This window comes from Sinomonas sp. R1AF57, from assembly GCF_002224485.1.
Lineage (GTDB): Bacteria > Actinomycetota > Actinomycetes > Actinomycetales > Micrococcaceae > Sinomonas > Sinomonas flava.
The window spans coordinates 2,143,055-2,165,501 of the sequence record NZ_CP022463.1; the positions used below are offsets into that span (position 1 = coordinate 2,143,055).

General features: G+C 72.3%; 21 protein-coding genes, 1 other RNA gene and 1 riboswitch. Of the genes, 8 read left to right on the forward strand and 14 right to left on the reverse strand.

Annotation, left to right across the window (positions count from 1 at the left end; genetic code table 11):
• Positions 1-16 precede the first annotated feature (16 nt).
• The 8 genes from CGQ25_RS09855 to CGQ25_RS09890 all read left to right on the forward strand — a co-directional run bounded on the left by CGQ25_RS09855 (position 17) and on the right by CGQ25_RS09890 (position 8,545).
• Positions 17-583, forward strand: coding sequence for a DoxX family protein (locus CGQ25_RS09855; protein ID WP_208709259.1), 567 nt, complete (start codon positions 17-19; stop codon positions 581-583).
• Positions 580-1,911 (forward strand): 3-phosphoshikimate 1-carboxyvinyltransferase, encoded by a 1,332-nt coding sequence (aroA, locus tag CGQ25_RS09860; protein ID WP_208709261.1) that lies wholly within the window; start codon positions 580-582, stop codon positions 1,909-1,911. The genes CGQ25_RS09855 and aroA overlap by 4 nt, the downstream gene beginning before the upstream one ends.
• Entirely contained in the window at positions 1,912-3,057 is a 1,146-nt protein-coding gene (locus tag CGQ25_RS09865) for a ribosome small subunit-dependent GTPase A (protein ID WP_208709263.1), read from the forward strand.
• 64 nt (positions 3,058-3,121) lie between these two features.
• Entirely contained in the window at positions 3,122-3,934 is an 813-nt protein-coding gene (hisN, locus tag CGQ25_RS09870) for a histidinol-phosphatase (protein WP_208709265.1), read from the forward strand.
• Positions 3,935-4,010: 76 nt separating this feature from the next.
• A riboswitch (SAM riboswitch) is annotated at positions 4,011-4,124 on the forward strand.
• 34 nt (positions 4,125-4,158) lie between these two features.
• The gene (locus tag CGQ25_RS09875) at positions 4,159-5,580 is read left to right on the forward strand and encodes an aminotransferase class V-fold PLP-dependent enzyme (RefSeq protein ID WP_208709267.1); all 1,422 of its coding nucleotides are present in this window, start codon (positions 4,159-4,161) and stop codon (positions 5,578-5,580) included.
• Between the two features lie 68 nt (positions 5,581-5,648).
• A complete protein-coding gene (locus CGQ25_RS09880; RefSeq protein ID WP_208709269.1) occupies positions 5,649-6,413 on the forward strand; it encodes a class I SAM-dependent methyltransferase in 765 nt (254 codons plus the stop codon).
• A gap of 176 nt (positions 6,414-6,589) precedes the next feature.
• On the forward strand, positions 6,590-7,810 hold the full coding sequence (locus tag CGQ25_RS09885; RefSeq protein WP_369802329.1) for an Nramp family divalent metal transporter: 1,221 nt from the start codon (positions 6,590-6,592) through the stop codon (positions 7,808-7,810).
• A 9-nt stretch (positions 7,811-7,819) separates the two neighbouring features.
• Positions 7,820-8,545, forward strand: a complete 726-nt coding sequence (locus CGQ25_RS09890; protein WP_208709271.1) for a metal-dependent transcriptional regulator — start codon at positions 7,820-7,822, stop codon at positions 8,543-8,545.
• A gap of 39 nt (positions 8,546-8,584) precedes the next feature.
• On the opposite strand, the gene CGQ25_RS09895 is transcribed toward CGQ25_RS09890, so the two are convergent.
• From CGQ25_RS09895 to CGQ25_RS09960, 14 genes are all read right to left on the reverse strand, one after another.
• Positions 8,585-9,976 (reverse strand): MFS transporter, encoded by a 1,392-nt coding sequence (locus tag CGQ25_RS09895; RefSeq protein WP_208709273.1) that lies wholly within the window; start codon positions 9,974-9,976, stop codon positions 8,585-8,587.
• 87 nt (positions 9,977-10,063) lie between these two features.
• Positions 10,064-10,432: a transfer-messenger RNA gene (ssrA, locus tag CGQ25_RS09900) on the reverse strand.
• A 108-nt stretch (positions 10,433-10,540) separates the two neighbouring features.
• The gene (locus tag CGQ25_RS09905; RefSeq protein WP_208709276.1) at positions 10,541-11,848 is read right to left on the reverse strand and encodes a glycoside hydrolase family 3 N-terminal domain-containing protein; all 1,308 of its coding nucleotides are present in this window, start codon (positions 11,846-11,848) and stop codon (positions 10,541-10,543) included.
• A 48-nt stretch (positions 11,849-11,896) separates the two neighbouring features.
• Positions 11,897-12,370 carry an SsrA-binding protein SmpB gene (gene smpB, locus CGQ25_RS09910; protein WP_208709278.1) on the reverse strand — a complete coding sequence of 158 codons (474 nt, stop codon included), beginning with the start codon at positions 12,368-12,370 and terminating at the stop codon, positions 11,897-11,899.
• A gap of 76 nt (positions 12,371-12,446) precedes the next feature.
• Positions 12,447-13,880 carry a peptidoglycan DD-metalloendopeptidase family protein gene (locus CGQ25_RS09915; RefSeq protein ID WP_208709281.1) on the reverse strand — a complete coding sequence of 478 codons (1,434 nt, stop codon included), beginning with the start codon at positions 13,878-13,880 and terminating at the stop codon, positions 12,447-12,449.
• A 19-nt stretch (positions 13,881-13,899) separates the two neighbouring features.
• Positions 13,900-14,814 carry a permease-like cell division protein FtsX gene (ftsX, locus tag CGQ25_RS09920; RefSeq protein ID WP_208709283.1) on the reverse strand — a complete coding sequence of 305 codons (915 nt, stop codon included), beginning with the start codon at positions 14,812-14,814 and terminating at the stop codon, positions 13,900-13,902.
• Entirely contained in the window at positions 14,811-15,530 is a 720-nt protein-coding gene (gene ftsE / locus CGQ25_RS09925; RefSeq protein WP_208709285.1) for a cell division ATP-binding protein FtsE, read from the reverse strand. Before ftsE ends, ftsX begins: the two co-directional genes overlap by 4 nt.
• Positions 15,531-15,640: 110 nt before the next feature.
• The gene (locus tag CGQ25_RS09930) at positions 15,641-16,648 is read right to left on the reverse strand and encodes an alpha/beta fold hydrolase (RefSeq protein WP_208709287.1); all 1,008 of its coding nucleotides are present in this window, start codon (positions 16,646-16,648) and stop codon (positions 15,641-15,643) included.
• A complete protein-coding gene (locus tag CGQ25_RS09935) occupies positions 16,641-17,303 on the reverse strand; it encodes a TetR/AcrR family transcriptional regulator (RefSeq protein WP_208709289.1) in 663 nt (220 codons plus the stop codon). The genes CGQ25_RS09930 and CGQ25_RS09935 overlap by 8 nt, the downstream gene beginning before the upstream one ends.
• Positions 17,300-18,862 (reverse strand): AMP-binding protein, encoded by a 1,563-nt coding sequence (locus CGQ25_RS09940; RefSeq protein WP_255405234.1) that lies wholly within the window; start codon positions 18,860-18,862, stop codon positions 17,300-17,302. Before CGQ25_RS09940 ends, CGQ25_RS09935 begins: the two co-directional genes overlap by 4 nt.
• The gene (locus tag CGQ25_RS09945; protein ID WP_255405235.1) at positions 18,859-19,977 is read right to left on the reverse strand and encodes a branched-chain amino acid ABC transporter permease; all 1,119 of its coding nucleotides are present in this window, start codon (positions 19,975-19,977) and stop codon (positions 18,859-18,861) included. Before CGQ25_RS09945 ends, CGQ25_RS09940 begins: the two co-directional genes overlap by 4 nt.
• Complete coding sequence (locus CGQ25_RS09950; RefSeq protein ID WP_208709291.1) at positions 19,974-20,846, reverse strand: branched-chain amino acid ABC transporter permease; 873 nt, start codon at positions 20,844-20,846, stop codon at positions 19,974-19,976. The genes CGQ25_RS09945 and CGQ25_RS09950 overlap by 4 nt, the downstream gene beginning before the upstream one ends.
• The gene (locus CGQ25_RS09955; RefSeq protein ID WP_208709293.1) at positions 20,843-21,691 is read right to left on the reverse strand and encodes an ABC transporter ATP-binding protein; all 849 of its coding nucleotides are present in this window, start codon (positions 21,689-21,691) and stop codon (positions 20,843-20,845) included. The genes CGQ25_RS09950 and CGQ25_RS09955 overlap by 4 nt, the downstream gene beginning before the upstream one ends.
• Entirely contained in the window at positions 21,688-22,446 is a 759-nt protein-coding gene (locus CGQ25_RS09960; protein WP_222703643.1) for an ABC transporter ATP-binding protein, read from the reverse strand. Before CGQ25_RS09960 ends, CGQ25_RS09955 begins: the two co-directional genes overlap by 4 nt.
• Between the last annotated feature and the right edge of the window lies 1 nt (position 22,447).

Genomic DNA, 22,447 nt, shown 5'->3' on the forward strand with positions numbered 1-22,447 from the left:
TCTTGCAGGAGGCTCCATGTCCGCAGTCCGATTCCTCGCCCGGCCGCTTCTGGCGTCGTCATTCATCGTCGCTGGCGCGGACAAGCTGAAGAACGCGGACGACACGGCGGAACAGCTGTCTCCGGTCCTCCGCCGCGCAGCCGACGCACTGCCAGTGCGCGTGGACGAGAAGACCCTGGCGCGGGCGATCGGCGGGAGCCAGGTCGCCGCGGGCGTCCTGTTCGCCTTGGGCAAGGCGCCGCGGCTGTCGGCGTCGGTCCTCGCCCTCACGAGCGCGCTCACCGCGTTCGTCGAGTGGCGCTCGGCGGACATCGGCTCTCCCGAGGGCCGCGCGGCGCGCCGCTCCGGGCTGCTGAAGAACCTCTCGCTCGCAGGCGGGGTCCTGCTTGCCGCGGTGGACACCGACGGCCGGCCCTCCGTCGCGTGGCGCGCGCAGCACCTCGCCGCTGACACCGCGAAGGCCGGCCGCCGCCAGCTGGCCCGGGCCGACAAGGCCGCGCACAAGGCCGCCAAGCGCGCCGAGCGCACGGTGCGGAACGTCGCCAAGGGGGCCTCGGAGACCGCCTCGGGCGTGCTCGCGTGACCTCTCCTGCCTGGCCCGCCCCGTTCGCCGTCGGCCCGGTAGACGCGACAGTCACCGTTCCGGGCTCGAAGTCCCTCACGAACCGATACCTCGTGCTGGCGGCTCTCGCGGACGGGCCAAGCAGGCTCCGCGCGCCCCTCCACTCGCGCGACTCCGCACTCATGGTCGCGGCGCTCCGGTCGCTCGGGGCGACGGTGACCGAGGTGCCCGGCGACGGCGAGTACGGCCCCGACCTCGAGATCACCCCGATCCCCACCGGCGCCGACGCCGACGCCCCGAGTCTGGGACGGGCCGAGGTCGACTGCGGCCTCGCCGGGACAGTGATGCGCTTCGTCCCGCCGCTCGCCGCGCTCGTCCACGGCGAGGTCGCGTTCGACGGCGACCCCCACGCCCGGGTCCGCCCCATGGGACCGGTCATCGATGCGCTCACGGCCCTCGGCGTCGCCGTCTCCTCGTCGGATCCGGACTCCGCTGGCACGCCGACGTCGCTGCCGTTCACGGTGCACGGCAGGGGATCCGTGCCCGGCGGCCATGTGGTCGTCGACGCATCCGGGTCGAGCCAGTTCGTGTCGGCGCTCCTCCTCGTGGGCGCCCGGTTCGAGCAAGGCCTGCACCTCGAGCACGTGGGCAAGCCCGTGCCGAGCCTCGACCACATCTCCATGACGGTCGAGGTGCTGCGGGGCGTCGGGGTGGAGGTCGACGACTCCGTGCCCAACCACTGGCACGTCACGCCCGGGACCATTCGCGCCTTCGACGTGCGCATCGAGCAGGACCTCTCCAATGCGGGGCCCTTCCTCGCGGCGGCCCTCGCGACGCACGGGACCGTGCGGGTCCCCAACTGGCCCGAGCACACGACGCAGGTGGGCGACGCCTGGCGGCGGATCCTCCCGCAGCTCGGGGCCACCGTGACGCTCGACGGCGGGACGCTCACCGTCACGGGCGGAGAGCGGATCACGGGCGCCGAGCTGGCGGACACGAGCGAGCTTGCCCCGACCGTGGCGGCGCTGTGCGCGCTGGCAGAGTCGCCGTCGCGCCTCACCGGCATCGCGCACCTGCGCGGGCACGAGACCGACCGCCTTGCGGCCCTCGTCGCAGAGATCACGCGGCTCGGCGGCGACGCCGAGGAGACCGAGGACGGGCTGGTGATCCGCCCTGCCCCGCTGCACGGCAGCGTCGTGCGCAGCTACGCGGACCACAGGATGGCCACGGCCGGCGCAATCTGGGGTCTCGCCGTCCGGGGCGTCGAGGTGGAGGACATCGCGACGACGTCCAAGACGATGCCCGAGTTTCCCCAGATGTGGGCGAGGATGCTCGGCCAGGGAGCCTGAGTGGCCAAGCGCGAGTGGGACGAGAGCGACGTCCGGATCCGCCCCAACAAGCGCGGCAGCCGGCCGCGCACCAAGGAGCGGCCGAGCCATGACGACGCCGTCCGTGGCAGGATCGTCACGGTGGACCGCGGGCGCTACACGGCGATCGTGGCCGAGGACTCGTCCGAGGAACGGGTCGTCGTCGCGGCCCGCGCGCGCGAGCTGCGGCGCACCCCGGTGGTCGCCGGGGACTTCGTCGCGCTCGTCGGAGACGTGAGCGGGCGTCCGGACACCCTCGCCAGGCTCGTCCGCGTCGAGGAGCGGCAGACCGTCCTGCGCCGCAGCGCGGACGACACGGACCCGGTCGAGCGCGTCGTGGTCGCCAACGCCGACCAGCTCGTGATCGTGGTGGCGGCCGCCAATCCCGAGCCCCGCACCGGCTTCATCGACCGGGCCCTGGTCGCCGCCTACGACGCCGGGATCGAGCCGCTCCTGCTCGTCACCAAGGCAGACCTGAAGGACCCGGCCCCGCTCCTGGCGACCTACGAGCACCTGCCGCTGACCGTCGTCGTGAGCCGCACCGCCGAGACGGACGAGGCCCCGGCGGACGACGCCCCGGCCGACGAGTCCGCAGCGGGCGCCGGCATCGATGCGCGAGGGGCTGACGGCTCCTCGGCCCGGCTGGACGCGGAGGCCGTCGCCGAGCTGCGCGCGGAACTCGACGGGCACGTGACGGTCCTGCTCGGCCATTCGGGTGTGGGCAAGTCGACCATGGTCAACGCGCTCACCGGCGCCGACCGGGCCACCGGAGGCGTGAACGCCGTGACCGGGCGCGGGCGGCACACCTCGTCGTCGGCGCTCGCGCTCCGCCTCTCCGACGCCCCGGCGGGGAGCTGGATCATCGACACCCCGGGGATCCGGTCGTTCGGCCTCGCGCACGTGGACCCGGACCGGATCCTGCACGCCTTCGCCGACCTCGAGCCCGGCACCGCGGCGTGCGAACGGGGCTGCCGCCACGACGCCGCGGCTGTCGGCTGCGGGCTCGACGCGTGGGTCGCCGAGGGCAACGCGGGCGACGCCGGTCCGGCCCGCCTCGCGTCGCTGCGCCGTCTGCTCGGCAGCGGCTCGCGCGAGGAGGCGCAGGATGCCAAGGAGCTCGGCGCGTAGCGGGCCCCGTCTTCCACGCGGAGCCTCCCGCTCCGGCACGGCGCGAAGCGATAGCGTGGGGTCCATGACGCAAGCGCCCGAGACGTACAACGACGACCTCCGGCTGGCCCACGTGCTGGCGGACTCGGTCGATGCCCAGACCATGGAGCGGTTCAAGGCCCTCGACCTCAAGGTCGAGACGAAGCCCGACCTCACGCCGGTGACGGACGCGGACCGGGCGGCGGAGGAGGCCATCCGCGGCCAGCTTGCCCGCTCCAGGCCTCGGGACGCCGTGGTCGGCGAGGAGTTCGGCACGACGGGGCACGGGGCGCGGCGGTGGATCATCGACCCGATCGACGGCACGAAGAACTTCGTCCGCGGCGTGCCCGTGTGGGCCACCCTCATCGCCCTCGCGGACGGCGATGAGATCGTCATGGGCGTGGTGAGCGCGCCGGCCCTCGGCCGCCGGTGGTGGGCCGTGAAGGGGGCCGGCGCCTACACCGGCCGCTCGCTCGCCTCGGCGACGCGGCTGAAGGTCTCCAATGTGGCGCGGCTCGAGGACGCCTCGCTCTCGTACTCCTCGCTCTCGGGATGGAAGGAGCGCGGGAGCCTCGACGGCTTCATCGGCCTCACCGAGGACGTGTGGAGGACGCGAGCGTACGGTGACTTCTGGTCGTACTGCCTCGTCGCGGAGGGAGCTGTCGACATCGCCACCGAGCCCGAGCTCGCCCTGTACGACATGGCGGCCCTGGTCCCGATCGTGAAGGAGGCGGGCGGGCGCTTCACGTCCCTGGACGGGGAGGACGGCCCGTGGGGCGGGAACGCCCTCGCGACCAACGGGATCCTCCACTCGGAGGTCCTCGGCCGTCTACGCGAGCCCGTCTCGGAGGCGCCCTGACACGCGCTGTCACAATGCGACACGCTCGACGGCCATGGATGCGCCCTCCGCACCCCGTGGCCTAGTCTCGTGGACAGGTCACGAGTGCCAGCGATAAACCCCGGTTTGCTGGCCGGCAACCCTCCCACCGCGGCGGGGTGCCCCGGGTGACGACCAGGCCGGTCCGGAGCGGACCCGGCAAGCGCGGACCCGCCACGGGTCCCTCACGGTCACGAGGAATGCCGATGAGCCCTGTCCTGCCCTCCCTGCTGCCCGCCGTCGACACAGCCGTCGGCACCAGCGCCGCCGCGCCCCACCGGTACGCCGACGCGCTCGAGCCGCTGCTCGCCGTCGTGGGCGCCGACCTCCGGGCGCCGTTGGTGGGCGGGGACGAGGTCCGGTACGCCAATCTCGACTATGCGGCGTCCGCCCCGTCGCTCGCTGCCGTTGCCGACCATCTCACCGAGGTCCTGCCGTTCTACGCGAGCGTCCATCGGGGTGCGGGGTATGCGTCGCAGATCAGCACAAGCCTGTATGAGAACGCCCGGGGGATCGTCCGCAGGTTCGTCCGGGCACGGCCCGACGACACGGTGGTGTTCACGCGCAACACGACGGACTCCCTCAACCTGCTGGCCGGATGCGTCCCGGCTGGGAGCGAGGTCCTGTACCTGGACATCGAGCACCATGCGAACCTCCTGCCCTGGCAGGCGCGCCCGCACCGCAGCGTCGTCGCCGCGCCCAGCGTGGCCGAGACGCTCGAGCGGGTCCGGATCTCGCTGTCCGACGGCGGCGTGGGCCTCCTCGCGGTCACGGGCGCCTCCAATGTCACGGGCGAGGTCCTCCCCATCGCCGAACTCGCCGCGATCGCGCACGAGCACGGTGCCCGGATCGTCGTCGACGCGGCCCAGCTGGCTCCGCACCGCCGGATCGACATGGCCTCCGCAGGGACGTCCGGGGAGATCGACTACCTGGCGTTCTCGGGCCACAAGCTCTACGCGCCGTTCGGCAGCGGGGTCCTCGTGGGCCGCGCCGACTGGCTCGACGCCGGCGCTCCCCACCTTGCGGGCGGCGGCGCCGTGCGGGAGGTGCGCCTGGACGCGGTGGCCTGGGCGGACGGTCCGGCCCGGCACGAGGCCGGCTCCCCCAACGTCCTCGGGGCGGCCACCCTCGCCCGGGCGGCCGAGGTCCTCGGCTCCCTTGACGAGGCCCTGTGGCAGCGGCACGAGCAGCAGCTGCGTGCCGCGCTCCTGGAGGGGCTCGCGGAGATCGACGCCGTCACCGTCCACCGGCTGTTCGAGGACTCCGAGGAGGCGATCGGCGTCGTGAACTTCTCGGTGGCCGGCCACGACGCCGGGCTGGTGGCCGCCTGCCTCTCGGCAGAGCACGGCGTGGGGCTGCGTGACGGCCGGTTCTGCGCGCACCCGCTCCTGAAGCGCCTCGGGCTGCCGTCGGGCTCGCTGCGCGCGAGCTTCGGGGTCGGGTCCCGGCTGGAGGACGTCGAGCGCCTTGTGGCGGGAGTGCGAGGGCTCGTCGAGGACGGGCTCGGGATCGACTACGCGGTCGACTCCGGCCGGTGGGTGCCCGCCCACGACTCGCGGCCCTTCCCCGCATGGGCGCCCAACACTCCCGGAACCGCGGGCGCAGCTCCCTGTCTCACGGACTCCTGACCCCGCCTGAGGCGCGCCTGCCCACGCCGGAATAGAGTGGGCTCGGCAGTCCACGAGGGAGGCAGGGAATGGCACGCGGCGGGCCGAAGCTGGACGACGCACGACGGCGCGAGCTCGCCAGCGCGTTCGAGGCCGGCGGGGCGCACTATGAGAGGGTCCGGCCTGGGTACCCGGCGGAGGCGGTGGCGTGGCTCGTCCCCGAGGGCGCGGAGACCGCCGTCGACCTCGGGGCCGGCACGGGCAAGTTCACGGGCCTCCTGACCCGGCAGGGGCTCGAGGTCACCGCGGTGGACCCCTCCGCGGACATGCTCGCCGAACTGGGCCGCCGCTACCCGGGGGTGCACTGCGTCGTCGCGCCTGCCGAGTCGACCGGGCTCCCCGACCGCTGCGCGGACCTCGTCGTCGCGGCCCAGGCCTGGCACTGGTTCGACGCCGAGGCTGCCACGCGGGAGGCCGTGCGGCTCCTGCGCCCCGGCGGCCGGGCGGGCCTCGTCTGGAACCAGCTCGACACGGCGGTGCCGTGGGTGCATCGGCTCTCCCGCATCATGCACGCCGGGGATGTCCACAAGCCCGACTACCACCCGCCGTCGGGCCCCGAGCTCACGGGCTGGGAGTCTGCTGTGATCCGATGGGAGGACCCCATCACGCCGGAGGGCATCGTGGACCTGACCAAGTCGCGCAGCTACTACCTCCGCGCCGATGCGCGCCACCGCGCCAAGGTCGAGTCGAACCTCGCGTGGTACCTCTTCGAGCACCTCGGGCACAGCCCCGGCGAGGTCCTCGCGCTCCCCTATCTGACCCAGGTCTGGCGCGCCGTCCCGTCCGCCGCATAGCGGGCGGAAGGGGCCGGCCGCTTGCCCTCCTCGTCTGGGCCGCCTAAGGTTTAGGCAGACCGAAAAAAGCTTCCGAGGGATGTCTAACACCTCTGGAGCCCGCAGCAGAGAGGCTGAAGGTGAGCAGGACGGTGAAGGCGACCGAGCGGCTGTCCGGGGCGACGCCCCGGTGGGCCATGCTCCTGGGGACTCTCGGGCCCGCGTTCGTCGCGTCCGTAGCGTACGTGGACCCGGGAAACGTCGCCGCGAACCTGACTGCGGGGGCCCGGTACAGCTACCTGCTCGTGTGGGTGCTGGTCTTCGCCAACGCCATGGCGATGCTCATCCAGTACCAGTCCGCCAAGCTGGGAGTCGTCACCGGGCGTACCATGCCCGAGATCCTGGGCCGGCGCCTGCGGCCGGCGGCGCGCAGGCTGTACTGGGCACAGGCAGAAGTCGTGGCCCTCGCGACGGACCTCGCAGAGGTCGTCGGGGGCGCGCTCGCCCTGCATCTCCTCTTCCACGTGCCGCTGCCGCTGGGCGCCGTCATCGTCGGCGCTGTGTCCATGGCGATCCTCGCGATCCAGGACTTCCGGACGCAGCAGCGCTTCGAGCTCGCCATCGTGGGGCTCCTGGCCGTCATCACCATCGGCTTCCTCACGGGCCTGGCGCTGAGCCCCCCGGCACCCTCCGGCGTCGTAGCCGGCCTTCTGCCGCGGTTCGACGGACCCGACTCAGTCCTGCTCGCGGCCTCGATGCTCGGCGCCACAGTCATGCCCCATGCCATCTACGTCCATTCGGCGCTGGCGAGGGACCGGCACCGCAGCGACCCTGCCGAGGAATTCACCGGGGCGGCCATCCGCCGCCTCCTGCGCGGCACCCGGGTCGACGTCGTGGTCGCCCTGGGGGTGGCCGGCGTCGTGAACATCGGCATGCTCCTCCTCGCCGCCTCGACGCTCGCGGGCGAGGAGGGCACCGACTCGATCGAGGGAGCGCACGCCGCGATCCAGTCGGCCCTCGGCCCGGCCGTCGGCGCGATCTTCGCCGTGGGCCTCCTCGCCAGCGGCCTCGCCTCGACCGCGGTGGGCGCGTATGCCGGAGCGACCATCATGGAGGGGCTGCTCGAACGCCGGATCCCCCTCGTGCTCCGGCGGTCCATCACCCTCATCCCCTCGATCGTCGTCCTCGCGCTGGGCGTGGACCCGACATGGTCGCTCGTCGTGAGCCAGGTCGTGCTCAGCTTCGGCATCCCCTTCGCCCTGATTCCGCTCATCCGCCTCGGTTCCTCGAAGTCGGTCGTGGGCGAGTACGCGATGCGGCTCCCCCTCGCGATCGCGTCCTGGACGAGCGCCGCGCTCGTCGTCGCGCTGAACATCGTGCTCCTGTGGCTCACCTTCGCCCCGGGACCCCAAGGGTAGGCTGGACGGGTGAAGAGCGCTCCCTCGTCCTCGATCGAGGACTACGTGAAGGTCATCTACACCTTCACCGAATGGCAGGACAGGCCCATCACGTCGTCGCAGCTCGCCGCACGGCTGGGCGTGGCAAACTCATCGGTCTCCGAAATGGTCCGCAAGCTCAGGGAACAGGGCCTCGTGGACCACCGCCCCTACGGAGCCGTGCGGCTCACCGAGGAGGGGCGCGCGCTCGCCCTGACCATGGTCCGGCGGCACCGCCTCCTCGAGACCTTCCTGGTCCGCGAGCTCGGCTACCGGTGGGACGAGGTCCACGACGAGGCCGAGCAGATCGAGCACGCCGTGTCCGACCTTTTCGTCGACCGGCTCTCCGCCAAGCTCGGGCACCCCGTCCGCGACCCGCATGGGGACCCGATCCCCACCGCGGACGGGCGGATTGAACGGCCCAGCGCCCACGTCCTGAGCGAGCTTGACGCCGGCCATCGCGGGCGCATCACCCGGATCAGCGACGACAATCCGGAGCTCCTGCGCTACCTCGCGGCGGAGCGGATCGTCCTCGACGCCGACCTCGAGGTGGTGCGGCGCAAGCCGTTCGGCGGACCGCTGGTCGTGAGGATCGGCGGCACGGGCGATGCGCGTGAGGTCGACGTCGCGGATGAGATCGCCGAGGCCGTGTGGGTCCACAGCGACACCGTGCACGCCGGCTGCACTCTGGCCGCGTCCGCCCACCACGGAGGCTGAGCCGGACCCTACCGCCGCGCACGGCCGCCGGCTCCGGCTTCACGCCTCCCGGCTGGCCGGCTCGGCAGTGGTGCTGCCCGCAGGGATCCAGACCGCCGAGGTGGCGGCCGCGAGGGCGAGGAGCACTGCGGTGACCGCAGCCGCCCGGCCGAACCCCGCGTCGTCGAGCGTGCCGCCCACGATCGCCCCGGACGCACCGATCGCAACGAGCGAGGCGATGCGGGCGACCGCGTTGTTGACCGCGGAACCCGCACCCTCCGCCCCCGCGGGCACGGCGGAGAGCACGGTCGTCGTCAGGGGGGCGACCATGAGCGCCAGCCCGATCCCCAGCAGGACCATGGGGCCGAAGACATCCCTGAGGTACACGAGCGGAGGCTGGGCGAGGGCGAGCCAGACGAAGCCCACGGCCGCCACGGCTGGCCCCACGGACATGGGAAGCCGGGGGCCCCGTTTGGCCGCCAGCCTGGCCGACCGCCCCGACAGGAACAGCATGGGGACGGTGCTCGGGAGCATGCCCAGCCCGGCCAGGAACGCACTCATCCCCATCCGCTGCTGGAGGTACAGCCCGACGATGAAGGAGCCCAGGCCGAGGGCGCCATAGGCCCAGAAGGTCGCCGCGTTCCCCGCCGAGAAGGCCGGTTCGCGGAAGAGCCCCAAGGGTATCTGCGGGTCCGCAGAGGACCGCTGGCGCACCAGGAACACCGCGACCAGGACCGCGCCTCCCACGAGGGAGACGATCACCGCCGGATCCGCGAAGCCGGTTCCCGCCGCCACGATGAGGCCGAGCACGAGGGCGCCCAGGCCGCCCACGCTCAGGGCCGCGCTCGCGACGTCGAAGGGCGCCGCCCGCCGCGGCGGACGGATGGCGCCGCGGCGCAGTCGCGCCAGCGGGCGCCACATGAGAGCCGCAGGGAGCACATTGACGAGGAAGACGAGCCGCCAGCTCCCGAGGTCGACCGCGGCGCCGCCCACGAAGGGCGCCGCGACGCTCGCCGCGGAGATCCAGGCGGTCCATTGGGCGATGAGCCGGAGCCGGGTCGTCCCGTGGGCGGCCGCAGTGATGAGCGCGAGCGCACTCGGCGTGATCACCGCCCCTGCGGCGCCCTGGGCGAGCCGGCCGGCCACGAGGACCCAGCCCTCAGGCGCTAGGCCGCACACGAGCGAGGTGAGCGTGAACCAGAGCGTCCCGGCGGCGAGCACCCGTTCGGTGCCGAAGCGGTCGGCCACGGCCCCGGCGGCGAGCAGGAGCGCCCCGAGGGTCAGGAGGTACCCGTCCATGACCCACTGCTGGAGCACGAGGCCGCCGCCGAGCTCGCGCTCGACCGCGGGAAGCGCCAGCCCGACGCCCTGCCCGTCGAGGATCACGAGGCAGCTCGAGGCAACCGCGACGCCGAGGACGCGGCGCAGGTCCCGGGGCTCGCGCGGACGCACAGCCCCATACTGCCCTCCGGGACGGCGTGGGCACGAGGGGCGGACGCACGAGGACCCCGGCCTGATGGCCGGGGTCCTCGTGCGACAGAGTGGAGATGGGGGGAATTGAACCCCCGTCCGGTGCGGTTTTGCCAGGTATTCTCCGGGCGCAGTGTGCGTCGGGCTTTCTCGGCCCCAGCCATCAAGCACACCAGTGGCTGACCCGGGCCCAGTCGTCTGAATGTCCCAGCAGCCCCGACGACGAGGGCTGCCAGCAGTGGCTATCTAATCGACGCCAGGATCCGGGGCGATAGCAATCCCGGGCTGACGGACTTGCTCGCTACTTAGGCAGCGAGAGCGAAGTCAGTGCGCTTAGACTTGGCACTTATTGTTTTGCAGAGAGCGTTGACGAGATGACTCTGCATCCTCGGCCCGCTTCCCCTGTCTCGACCTACACCGTCGAAACCGATCATCCCCGTATGTGGTTGTCAAACCTCGGGCAACCCCTGCGGGCTGACCGCTCCGGCGGCCCTGCGACCATCGGAACAGCCAGTATAGCGCGCCACCGCCACAGAATATTCCGGCTCACCCTCGCGGCAGCAGACCGGCCGATTCCTTGGCCGTGAGGACGGCCAGTGCCGCGGCGTCGACGGTCCGGGCGAAGGCGGGATCGGTCTTCGCCCGCTCGACGATCCCTGCCCACACGCGAGGCGCCAGATTCTGGTTGGTGCACAGCGCCACCGTGCCCCCGGCAGTCAGGAAGCCGCTCCCCCGGCCTTCGGGCGGGACGGAGGCGAGCTGGGCGGCGTCGCAGATGTCGTCGGAGACCACGATGCCGCGGAATCCGAGGTCACCCCGGAGCATGCCCTGGATGACCGTCGGGGAGAACACGGCGTCGTTCGCAGCGTCGATGGCCGGGTACCGGGCGTTGGAGATCATGGCCCACGGGGCCCCCGCCCGCACGGCCGCGCTGAAGGGAGCCAGAAACGGGTCATTCCGGCCTGTCACGGGGTCGGCCACGCCGGCGCTGATGTCGGTGTTGGCCGTGACACGCCCGAGGCCCGGGAAGTGCTTCGGCGCGGTGGCCACGCCGGCGTCGGCCATGCCCTGGGCGAAGGCCACGCCGTGGGACGCCACCGTGTCCGTGGTGTAGCCGTACTCGCGGCCCCACTTCCCGATCGGCACATTCTCCGGCGCGAACTCCGCCGACGGCACGGTGTCCAGGACGGGAGCGAGGTTCACGTTGACGCCGGCGGCCGCCAGCTCGCGGCCCCAGGTCCGGGCCGCTGCGCGGAGCGCGGCGGGATCCATCGCCCCCTGGTCGATCGCCGCAGGGATGTCCGAGAACCCGGGGCCGCGCAGGATCTGCACGTTGCCGCCTTCCTGGTCCGTCGCGACGAACTGCCCTACCCCGAGCGTGGCGTCCGGCGTGGCCTCCGCCTTCAGGGCGGCCACCACAGCGGACACGGCCGCCGCGCCAGCGGTCGTGCGCCCCTTGAGGAAGACGTTGCCGATGTGGAGGCGCCGGAGGGCGTCCAGGCTTGCGGCATCCGCCCCGGCCACCGGCGTCCCGACCATCACGACCTGCCCGACGCGCTGCTCAAGCGTCATCGACGCGAGGATCTGCTGCGCGCGGCTGGGCGCGGGGGCCTGGGACGCGCTCGGAGCGGACGACGGCGCGTGGCCGCCGCCCGCCTCGGTGCTCGCCGCGGGCGTGGTCTCACCGCCACCGCCGGCCGACGCCCCGGGCGAGCCGGACGCGGAGGCGGCGGGCGGCGTCGTGGGTCCCGGCTCCGGTGCGAGCAGTCGCACGAGCACTGCCGACGCGAGCGCGAGCCCGACGATGATTCCTGCGGCTGCTGCGATCCAGGTCCGTGTCCGTGGGTGTGCCATGGCCTCCTCAGGCGGGATCGCGGCGTGTCCGCGTCCCGGGGCGGCGCCTCACCGGCGCCGGTTGCGCTCCCGCATCTCGCGCAGAGCCTCGCGCTTGTCCTGCGCCTCGCGCAGGGACTGGCGCTTGTCGTAGTCCTTCTTGCCTCGGGCCAAGGCGATCTCGACCTTGGCGCGGCCGTCGTTGAAGTACATCTGCAGCGGCACGACCGTCAGGCCGGACTCGTTGACCTTGTGCTCGATCTTGGCCAGCTCCTCGCGGTGCAGCAGAAGCTTGCGCTTGCGCTTGGAGGGGTGGTTGGTCCACGAGCCCTGGGTGTACTCCGGAATGTTCACGGCCTCGAGCCACAGCTCACCGCGGTCGAAGTGGCAGAAACCCTCGCCGAGAGAAACGTGCCCGTCCCGGAGGGACTTCACCTCGGTGCCCATCAGCACGAGGCCGGCCTCCCAGGTGTCGAGGATGTGGAAGTCGTGCCTGGCCTTGCGGTTCGTGGCCACAACCTTCCGGCCACTCTCTTTCGGCACGGCGCTGCTCCTTTTCCTCGTTCCGCTCTCCGCGGTGGACAGTGTCCCCCGCCGGTCGGGCGAGGGAAGATTCAGTCTACAGCAGGCCCATCGGGTCGACCGGCGAGCCGTTGAGCCAGGTCTCGAAGTGCGAGTGGCAACCCGTCGAGTTCCCCGTGGTTCCGGAGTAGGCGATGAGCTGGCCCTGGCTCACGTACTGCCCGGGGCTCACCGCCACGGAGGTGTTGTGGTAGAAGACCGTGGTCAGCGAGTTCCCCTGGACCACACCGTGGGAGATCATCACGGTGTTCCCGCCGCCGTTGTTCAGCCAGCCCGCCGTCGTGACGGTGCCCGCCGCCGGCGCGTAGACGGGCGTCCCGCAGGGGGCCCCGAAGTCGATCCCGGTGTGCATGTAGCCGCCGGTGCCGTAGAAGTCGATCGATCCGGGCGGTGTGGCCCGCCAGCCGAACCCCGAGGTGATCGGGATGCCACGGAAGGGGTTCGCGAGGCCGAACGCGGACGGCGACCCCGGCTGGACGGCGTTGTCGCGCGCCGCCTGGGCAGCCGCCTCGGCCGCCGCCCTGGCCTGGCCTGCGGCGAGCGCGGCCTGGCGGGCCTCCTCGGCGCGCTGCTCGGCGATGCGGCGCTGCTCGGCCTCCCACGCCTCACGCAGCCTCCGGTCGCGCTCGGCGATCTCCGCTGCCACCTGGTCCTGCTGGGTCTTGAGGTCCGCGATCTGCTTCTGGATGGCCGGCTTGGCGGCCTCGAGCTCCTTGCTCAGCCGCGAGGTGTCGTCAATCAGCTTGTCCACCGCGGCCTTCTTCGCCGCCGCGTCGTCCCGCGCGGCCTGCTCCTTGCGCAGCGCCTCGTCGGCGAGTGCCTTGAGCTCCTTGATCTCGGACTCGACCGCCGCGAGGCGCGCCTCGGAGTTGACGTTCGCGGCGCTCTGCTGGGAAAGCTGGGTCAGTGCCGCATTCTGGCTCTCCATGACCTGGTCGGCCAGGTCCAGCGAGCTCGTGAGGCTCCCGCCCTCTCCCGAGCCCAGCATGAGGCTGAGGTTCGACGGGACGCCGCCGGACATGTACGCCTCGCTCGCGATCTCGCCGATGAGCTTCTTGGTGCTGTCCATCTTGCCGCGGTCGGCCTCGATCTGGGCCGTGATCTTCGCCTTGTTCTGCTGGGCAGCGTCGACGCGCACGGCGAGGGCGTTGACCTCGTTGGTCGCGGCGGTGACGCGGGACTGGGCATCGAGCAGTGCCTGCTGCGCTCCGGGCAGCTGGCCCTGGTAGGTCGCGAGGTCCGCGGCGGTCTGGCGGATCCTGCCGTCGAGGAACTCGAGGTTCTGCTGGACCTCCTGCGCACGCTGGTTCAGCTGCGACTGCTTGTCGTCGAGGTCGTCGGCGATCGCCGCGGGCCCGGAGGCGCAGAGCCCCGCGAGGAGCGCGACGACGACGGCGGCGCCGGCCGCCCTGCGGCTCCTGCCGCCAGCCTGTGGCTGACGGACCCCCGGTCCCAGCGCGCGTTTGTGCATCCTCGTCCCTCCCAGCGGACTAGACCTTGAGATACCGACGAAGGGTCAGCATCGACGACACACCCGCGAGCACGATCCCCAGCGCGATGAGCAGGGGGGCGAGCACGAGGGTCTGGGACGGCGAGATGAACGCTGTCCCGGGGTACTGGGCCGTGAGCACGTCGCCCAGGAAGAACTTGGCGACCGCCCAAAGGGTCGCCGACGCAAGGACCGCCCCCACCACCGCGGCGATGACCCCCTCGAGGACGAACGGCAGCTGGATCATGAGCTTCGACGCGCCGACGAGGCGCATGATCCCGGTCTCGCGGCGTCTGCTGAATGCGGAGAGCCTGATGGTCGTGGCGATCAGCAGGATCGCGCACACGATCATGATGCCCGCGATGACGATGGCCACGAGCGAGGCGACGTTCATGACCGAGAAGAGCCGCTCGAGGACCTCGCGCTGGTCGCTCACGAGCCGGACGCCCGGCCGCGAGGAGAAGGTCTCACTGATGATCTGGTACTTCTGGGGGTCCTTGAGGTTGACCCGGAACGAGGCCGGAAGCTGGTCCGGGGTCACCGAGTCGACGATCGGCGAGTTGGCGAACTGCTCCCGGTAGTGCTGGTACGCCTCGTCCTGCGACTCATAGTGGTAGTCGTTGACGTACTGCGCGACCGCAGGCGTCTCGAGCAGCTTCGTCAGGGCCGCCCGCTGGTCCTCCGTCACGGCCCCCGAGGTGCATCCCGGCGCCTTGGCGGTTCCGTTGCAGAGGAAGATGGCCACCTGGACGCGGTCGTACCAGAAGCCCTTCATCTGGTTGATCTGGAGCTGGAGCATGCCGGCCGCGCCCACGAACGTGAGCGAGACGAACGTCACGAGGACCACGGAGACGACCATGGTCAGGTTGCGGCGGAGTCCACCGGCGATCTCGCCGAGGATGAATGCGGCCCTCACTCCCCGCTCCCTTCCGCGGTGACGTGCGGGATCATCGAGGTGTACAGGGCCTTGGCCTCATCGCGCACCACCTGGCCGTCGACGAGCTCGATGACGCGCTTGCGCATCGAGTTGACGATGTCGGTGTCATGGGTGGCCATCACGACCGTCGTGCCGTTCTGGTTGATCCTGTCGAGCACCGCCATGATCCCCTGGCTCGTGGTCGGGTCGAGGTTGCCGGTGGGCTCGTCTGCGAGGAGGATCCCGGGGCGGTTCACGACGGCGCGCGCGATCGCCACGCGCTGCTGCTCGCCGCCGGAGAGCTCGTGGGGCATGCGGTGGCCCTTGCCCTCCAGGCCGACGGTCTTGAGGACCTCGGGCACAGCGTCCCGGATGATCGTCCGGCTCTTGCCGATCACCTGCATGGCGAAGGCCACGTTCGCGAAGACGGTCTTCTGGGGCAGCAGGCGGAAGTCCTGGAACACGACGCCGATACCCCGCCTCAGCCTGGGAATCCGCCAGCTCGGGAGCGTGGCGACGTTCTGGCCCGCGACGAACACCGCCCCGCTCGTGGCCCGGTCCTCACGCATCACCAGCCGCAGGAAGGTGGACTTGCCGCTGCCGGAGGCGCCGACGAGGAACGCGAACTCCTCCCGCTCGATCTCGAGGCTCACGGAGTCGAGTGCCGGGCGGGCTTTCCGGTCGTAGACCTTCGTGACGTTCTCGAAGCGGATCATCGGCTTTCCGGCCCGTGGACGCGCGCGTCCGACGCCCGGCGCACGGGCAAGGCTCGGGGGCAGAACGCGCCGGCTGCTCGACTATAACCATGGGGTGGGCCGACACGCGGCTAACCCTTCGGCGTGTCGCCCTCGGCGACGCGCACTGCCTCTTCCGTCCTGACGCCGCGGCCGCCGAGTGTTGCGCGCGCGACGGACGCGGCGCCATTGGGCGTCATGACGATGGTGTAGTGGTTGGTGCCCGGGACCTCGCGGACCTCGATCGCCGGATAGGCCGCCCGCCAGCGCTCCATCGCCTCGTCCGGGTACAGCCGGGCAGGGTCGTCGAAGAATCCGCGTTCGGCGCGCAGGAACACTGCGGGGACGCGGAGCCGCTCGAGCGCGCTCAGAAGCACTGCGCCGCCGTAGAGGTCCTCGTTGCCGTCGGGGATCGCCGTGGGGACCGTGGAGGGGTGCAGGTGGGGCGCCTCGCCGTCGAGGTCGTAGCGGACGTAGTCCTCGACCTCTCGGGACCACGCGTGGGCGAACGCCGGATGCCCGCGCCAGTACTCCAGGTACGCCTCGGGACTCGCGAACTCCCTGGTCAGGCGCTCGAGGGTGGGCCCGAGGAGCGCCTCGAGCGCCTCGTCCCGCGTCATCCCCGGGGGCGCCTCGAGGGGGAAGCCGCCGTCCACGAGCACGAGCCGGTCGACGAGCTCGGCGTGCCGGTCGGCCAGGACGACGGACGCGAACGCACCCATCGAGTGGCCCACGACGACGGCGGGCCGGTCCGCGCTCGCGCCGGCTGACCGGAGCACGGCGGCCAGGTCGTCGGCATGCTGGGCCATCCCGTACGGGCCGGGCAGCGAGCTGCTGCGCGCTCGCCCGCGCAGGTCCGGGGCGACCACGCGCTCGGGCGCCGTGCGCGCGGAGGCCGGGCCTCCGTCGTCGGCCGTGCGTGCGAGCAGTGCACGGGCGACGAAGGGCCACGCGAGATGCGAGGACGTGACCCCGTGCACCGCGAGGACGAGGGCAGACTCGCCCCGCCCTTCCTCATGCCCGCGCGACCACTCACCGACCCGGAGGCGCCCGCCGCGCACGTCGACGTCGAAGGTGCGGTAGGCCAGCGTGTCAGTCATGCCGGACGTCCTCTCTGGGTGGGGCCGCTGGGGGCGGCGCGTCGGGCGCGAGGCCGCGCTGGATGAGGGCCATGAGCTCGTCGAGCACATGGTCGGGGATGTCGCGCGGCGCGCCGTCGGCCTCGCCGACCCCGCCCGCCTCCCAGAGGATGTACCGCATGCCGATGAGCTCGCCCATGCCCATGAGCGCCCACGCGGCGACCTCGGGATCCAGCGGGCGGACCTCTCCCGCGTCCTGCGCGGCGGCGAGGCCGTGGGCGTAGCTGCGGACGATCCGCTCGTAGTGCCGGCGCTGCGCGCCCGGGGAGACGAACTCGGCCTGCCGGATGATCCGGTAGAGGGCAGGGTGCTGCGCGGTGAAGCGGAAGAACGCCCGGAAGCCCTCCCGCTCCGCGTCGAACCGGTCCTCGGCGGTGCGGGCCGCCTCCGTCATGGCGTGGCGGACCCGCGCGTTGAGGTCGTTGACGACCTCGTCGAAGATCTCCTGCTTGCCGCCGAAGTACAGGTAGAAGGTGCCGAGGCCGATCCCCGCCTGCTCGGTGATCCTCACGATCGACGCGTCGTGGTAGCCGGCCGAGGCGAAGACATCCTCCGCCGCGGCGAGGAGGCGCGCCCGCGTGCGCGTCCCGCGGGCCGTGCGCGGCTGGGCGCTCATCGCGCGCCCTCCCCCGGCACCCGCAGGGCACGTGACTCGGCGCGCGCCCTGAGCCTGGCCCGGGCCGCCTTGTGGAGTCCCGTGCGGGGGATCTCCGCGACGAATTCGATGCTCCGGGGCACCTTGAACCGGGCGAGCACGCCGCGCAGGTGCTCTCTGAGCTCTTCGGCGTCAGTGGCGCAGCCGGGCCGCACGACGACGAACGCCGCTCCCGCCTCGCCCCAGCGCTCGTCCGGGACTCCGACGACGGCGGCGTCGGCCACCGCCGGATGCGCGAGGAGGGCCTGCTCGACCTCGGATGGAGAGACGTTCTCGCCGCCGGAGATGTAGAGGTCCTTGAGCCGGTCGACGACGCGCAGGAACCCCTCGGCGTCGCGCTCCACGACGTCCCCCGTGCGCAGCCAGCCGTCGACGAGCACGCGGGCGGTCGCGGCCGGATCATCGAGGTACCCCGCGAAAACCCCCGGCCCCCGGACCCACAGCTCGCCGCGCGCAGGCCCGTCGAGAACGGCTCCCGTCGTTGGGTCGGCGACGGCGATGTCGACATGGGGGTACGGCGTCCCCGCGGATCCGACCCGGCGCAGGGCCTCCTCCGGGGCCAGGCACAGGACATTCGGGCCCGCCTCGGTGAGACCGTAGCCCTGGGTGAGGGCCACGCCGCGGGCATGCCACGTGCGCAGGAGCGGCGCGGGCATGGGCGCGCCGCCCACGACGGCGCGGCGCAGGCTCGTCAGGTCCGCCTCGCCGAACCCGGGGTGCTGGGACAGCATGAGGTAGTGGGCCGGGACCCCCATCATGGTGGTCACCCGGCGCTGGGCGATGAGCTTGAGGATGCGGGCGGCGTCGAACCCCCGTTCGAGCACGACCGTGGAGCCCGTCCACCATGCCAGGAGCGCCAGGATGTTCCATCCCCCGACGTGGAACTGCGGCATGACGCACAGCACCACGTCCTCCCGGCTGACCTCCACGGTGCGGGAGAACGAGAGGTTGGTCCAGAAGCAGTTCGCGTGGGTCAGGACCGCGGCCTTGGGCCGGCCCTCCGTGCCGGACGTGAAGACGATCAGGAGGGGGGCGTCGTCGGCCACCGCGGTACGGGGGACGGGTTCGCCGCGCGGCGGCAGGCTCCGCTCGATGCCTCCGCGGCCCGGCTCCGCGGTGGACGGGCGCACGGGCATCAGGGCCGCGGCCGCGCGGGCGAGGGCCTCGTGCTCCGGCTCGACGACGAACAGGACCGGCCCCGCGATCTCCAGCTGCTCGGCGAGCTCGCGCGGCGCGAGCCGCCACGAGAGCGGAACCAGGGCAAGCCCGGCCTTGGCGCACGCGAAGAAGAGCACGACCTGGTCCGCGCTGTTGCCCGTGAGCGTTGCGATGCGTTCGCCGGGCCGGTACCCGGCGCCGAGCAGGGCCGCTGCGAGCGCGGCCGCCCTGGCCTCGAGCTCGCCGTACGTGAGGGTGACGCCGCGGTCGTCCACGGCGGTCCGCTCGGGCATGCTGGACGCGCGGTCAGTGGTCCAGCGCCCCAGCGTGTGCAGCCCGTCGGCGGGTGCGGATCGGTTCACGCGTCCTCCAGGATCTTCTCGAGGCGCTCGGCGGGTTCGGGCGCACGGGTTCCCGCGCGGCGTCGTGCGCGCAGCCTGCCGGCGGCGCCGGCAATCCCGCCCGGCATGAAGAGCACGACAAGGATGAACAGCGTACCGAGGATGAACAGCGGTTCCGAGAGGGGAATCCGCAGCACCGGGGGCAGCTCCTTGACGGCCGGGGAGGCCGCGAACGCCGCGAGCCGCTGGTCCAGGAGCGTGTACAGGACTCCCCCGACGACCGCGCCCCAGCGGGACCCGACGCCGCCGAGCACCACCATGACCAGCAGCGTGATGGTGAGGTCCGTGGACACCGAGCGCGGCACGGCCCCCGACTGCAGGAGCAGGTACACCATGCCCGCGATCGAGGCGAGCGCCCCTCCGACTGTGAAGACGAGCAGCTTCGCGGGGAACGGGGTCAGCCCGAGCACGCGCACGCGCAGCTCGTTCTCGCGCACCGCCTCGGCGACATGCCCGGCACGGCTGCTCTGGATCCACAGCACCACTGCGTAGACCAGCACGAGCGCCGCGAGAGCCAGCCAGTAGAGGTTGCGGGTGTTCACCACTCCGACGAGGCCCTCGGGGAGGTTCTGCGTGGCGAGGCTGAGCCCCTCGTCGCCGCCCGTCGCGTCGCCGGGGTTGCGGCGCACCAGCACGGAGCCGGCCTGGGCGAAGGCGAGCGTGACCATGGCGAAGGGGATGCCTCCCACGCGCAGGCTGATGCTCCCGACCGCGAGCGCGAGCACGATCGCGAGGACCAGGGCCAGCGCGGCTGCCGGGACGAGCGGCAGCCCGAGGTGGGCGAGGATCACGGCGAGGCCGTACACCCCGGCGCCGAAGGAGAGGGCATGGCCGAAGGAGAGCAGTCCCGCAGCCCCGAGCAGGAGGTGGTAGCTGAGGGCTGCGGCGGCCATCGCGAAGCACAGGGCGACCAGCTGGAGCGTGCCCGGGGTGTAGGTGGGTCCGGGGAGGACGCCCGGGAGGTCGATCGCGAAGAGCGGCAGGACGGCCAGTGCCAGGACAGCCGCCGCTCCCCCGGCCATCCGTGCCCACGGGAGCCGCCGGCGCTGTCCCGTCTGCGCCTGAGCCCCGCTCATGACGCCGCCCCGAGGAGTCCGCGGGGCCGCACGAGGAGCACGACGGCGAGCGCGAGCACGACCACGAAATCACCGATCCCGAAGTAGAAGTTGGCGAACTGCTGGAGGACCGCGACCCCGACCGAGGCGATCGCCGCCCCCGTGAGCGAGCCGAGGCCGCCGATCACCGTGACGATGAAGGCGAAGATCAGGAGGGAGCCGCCCAGCAGCGGCGAGACATAGCCGAAGTAGTGGCTCGCGAGCACGCCGCCGAGCCCTGCCGCGGCGCCGCCGATCGCGAAGACGAGCGTGAAGGCCCGCCGCACGTCGATGCCCAGCGCCGTGACCATCGCCCGGTTCTCTACCCCGGCCCGGATGATGAGCCCGTAGCGGGTGCGCTTGAGGAACAGCACGAGTCCGGCCAGGACGAGCGCGGCGCACAGGATCGCGACGAAGCGGTCGTTGGGGATCCTGGCCCCGAGGATGTCGGTCGTCTCCTCGAACCACCCCGGCCCGGAGATGTAGACGGCGTCGGTTCCCCAGATCCCGTCGAAGAGCGCCACTGTTGCAAGGGCAAGGCCCACCGTGACGAGCACCTGCTCGATGTGCCGCAGGTAGAGCGGCCTGATGAGGACGAGCTCGGTCACCGCGGCGACCGCTGCGCCCGCCAGCACCCCCACGAGGAGTGACAGCGCGAAGGCGCCCCACGAGTCTGCCCCGAGCCTGCGCGCGGTCTCCCAGCCGAGGAAGGCGCCGAGCGTGAGGAAGGAACCGTGCGCGAAGTTGAGCACGCCCATGAGTCCGTAGATGAGGGACAGCCCGGAGGCGACGAGGAAGTACAGCGCCCCCAGGCCCAGTCCTGTGACGAGCAGGAGGATGACGGTGCTCATGGCCGGGCCCCCTCGCCGGGGGACCTGGTGTACGACGCCGCGTGGGCACCCCGGGTGGGTGGGCGGCGCTCGTCGGGCGAGTGGGCGGCGTCGTGCCCGTGTCCCTCTGATCCCACGCCGAGGAGCCGACGGGTGAGCACCTCGTCGTCGAGGAGCGCCCGTGCGTTGTCTGCGCGGTGCACCACCCTTCCGCCGGAGAGGACCACCACGCCGGCGGCGAGGCGGCGCACGACTGCGAGGTTCTGCTCGACGAGGAGGATGGGCACGGCCTGCGCGGCCGTCTCGAGCGCGGCGGCGACCTCCTGGACGACCTTGGGAGCGAGGCCCTTGGTCGGCTCGTCAACGAGGAGCACACGGTTCTCGTTCAGGAGCGCCCGTGCGAGGGCGACCATCTGCTGCTGCCCGCCTGAGAGGGTCCCGGCCGGCTGCTGGGCCCGCGCGACCAGATCCGGGAAGAGCGACTCGACGAACTCCCGGCGCTCGGCGGAGGCCTTGCCGCGGACCGCGAGCTGGAGGTTCTCGGCGACGGTGAGCTTCGAGAAGACCTCTCGGTCCTCCGGGACGTAGCCGACCCCGCGCTGGACGATCCGGTGGGTCGCCTCGCCGTCGATCCGCTCGCCGCCGAGGCTGACGCGTCCGGTGCGGCCGATGAGCCCGAGGACGGCCTTGAGCGTGCTCGTCTTGCCCACGCCGTTGCGCCCGAGGAGGGCGGTGACGCCGCTTGCCGGGACGGAGAAGCCCACGTCCTCCACGACCTGCTGGCCGCCGATGTGTGCGCGCAGGCCCTCGACCGTGAGGATGGGCGACGCCGACGGCCGCTCGGGCCGATCCGTTGCCGTGCTCATACCGGCTCCCCGAGGTAGGCGGCCTGGACGGTGCTGTCGGCCATGACGGCCTCCGGGGTTCCGATGGCAAGGAGCCGCCCGTGGTGCATGACGGCGACACGGTCTACGAGGCCGAGGACCACGTCCATGTGGTGCTCGACCATGAGCACGGTGGTCCCGCGATCCCGGTGGAGTCCCCGGATCACCTCGCTGAGCGCCCCCACGTCCCCTGAGCCGACGCCGGCCATGGGCTCGTCGAGGAGGACCACGCTCGGGTCGGTGGCGAGCATCATGGCGATCTCCACCTTCCGCTTGTCGCCGTGGGAAAGGTCGCCGGACCGGTGGTCCTCCTTGCCGGCGAGGCCCACCTCGGCGAGCCGTTCGCGGGCGGTTCGGGTCGCGGCGTCGTGCCTCCTGGGGAAGGCGAGGACCGAGAGGCTGCCGCCGAGCCGTGCCTGCGCGGCGAGCCGGACGTTCTCCAGGACGCTGAGCCCTTCGAACAGGCTCGACGTCTGGAACGTCCGCCCCAATCCGGCGCGGGCTCGGCGGTGCACCGCAAAGTGGGTGACGTCCTGGCCGTCCAGCAGCACCCGCCCGGCCGTGGGGCGGACGAGGCCAGAGAGGACGTTGAAGAGCGTGGTCTTGCCCGCACCGTTGGGGCCGATGACGCCGAGCATCTCGCCCTGCGCGACGCCGAACTCGACGTCCGCGAGGATGCTCGCACCGCCGACGGCGAAGCCGAGGCCCTCGACGGCGAGGGCGGGATGGGCCGCCACG

Excerpts from the sequence above, each read along its gene's own strand:
- CGQ25_RS09855 (WP_208709259.1), top strand. The coding sequence starts at position 17 with ATGTCCGCAGTCCGATTCCTCGCCCGGCCGCTTCTGGCGTCGTCATTC.
- hisN (WP_208709265.1), top strand. The coding sequence starts at position 3,122 with ATGACGCAAGCGCCCGAGACGTACAACGACGACCTCCGGCTGGCCCAC.
- CGQ25_RS09875 (WP_208709267.1), top strand. The coding sequence starts at position 4,159 with ATGAGCCCTGTCCTGCCCTCCCTGCTGCCCGCCGTCGACACAGCCGTC.
- CGQ25_RS09880 (WP_208709269.1), top strand. The coding sequence starts at position 5,649 with ATGGCACGCGGCGGGCCGAAGCTGGACGACGCACGACGGCGCGAGCTC.
- CGQ25_RS09885 (WP_369802329.1), top strand. The coding sequence starts at position 6,590 with ATGCTCCTGGGGACTCTCGGGCCCGCGTTCGTCGCGTCCGTAGCGTAC.
- CGQ25_RS09905 (WP_208709276.1), bottom strand. The coding sequence starts at position 11,848 with ATGGCACACCCACGGACACGGACCTGGATCGCAGCAGCCGCAGGAATC.
- CGQ25_RS09915 (WP_208709281.1), bottom strand. The coding sequence starts at position 13,880 with ATGCACAAACGCGCGCTGGGACCGGGGGTCCGTCAGCCACAGGCTGGC.
- ftsE (WP_208709285.1), bottom strand. The coding sequence starts at position 15,530 with ATGATCCGCTTCGAGAACGTCACGAAGGTCTACGACCGGAAAGCCCGC.
- CGQ25_RS09930 (WP_208709287.1), bottom strand. The coding sequence starts at position 16,648 with ATGACTGACACGCTGGCCTACCGCACCTTCGACGTCGACGTGCGCGGC.
- CGQ25_RS09935 (WP_208709289.1), bottom strand. The coding sequence starts at position 17,303 with ATGAGCGCCCAGCCGCGCACGGCCCGCGGGACGCGCACGCGGGCGCGC.
- CGQ25_RS09945 (WP_255405235.1), bottom strand. The coding sequence starts at position 19,977 with ATGAGCGGGGCTCAGGCGCAGACGGGACAGCGCCGGCGGCTCCCGTGG.
- CGQ25_RS09950 (WP_208709291.1), bottom strand. The coding sequence starts at position 20,846 with ATGAGCACCGTCATCCTCCTGCTCGTCACAGGACTGGGCCTGGGGGCG.
- CGQ25_RS09955 (WP_208709293.1), bottom strand. The coding sequence starts at position 21,691 with ATGAGCACGGCAACGGATCGGCCCGAGCGGCCGTCGGCGTCGCCCATC.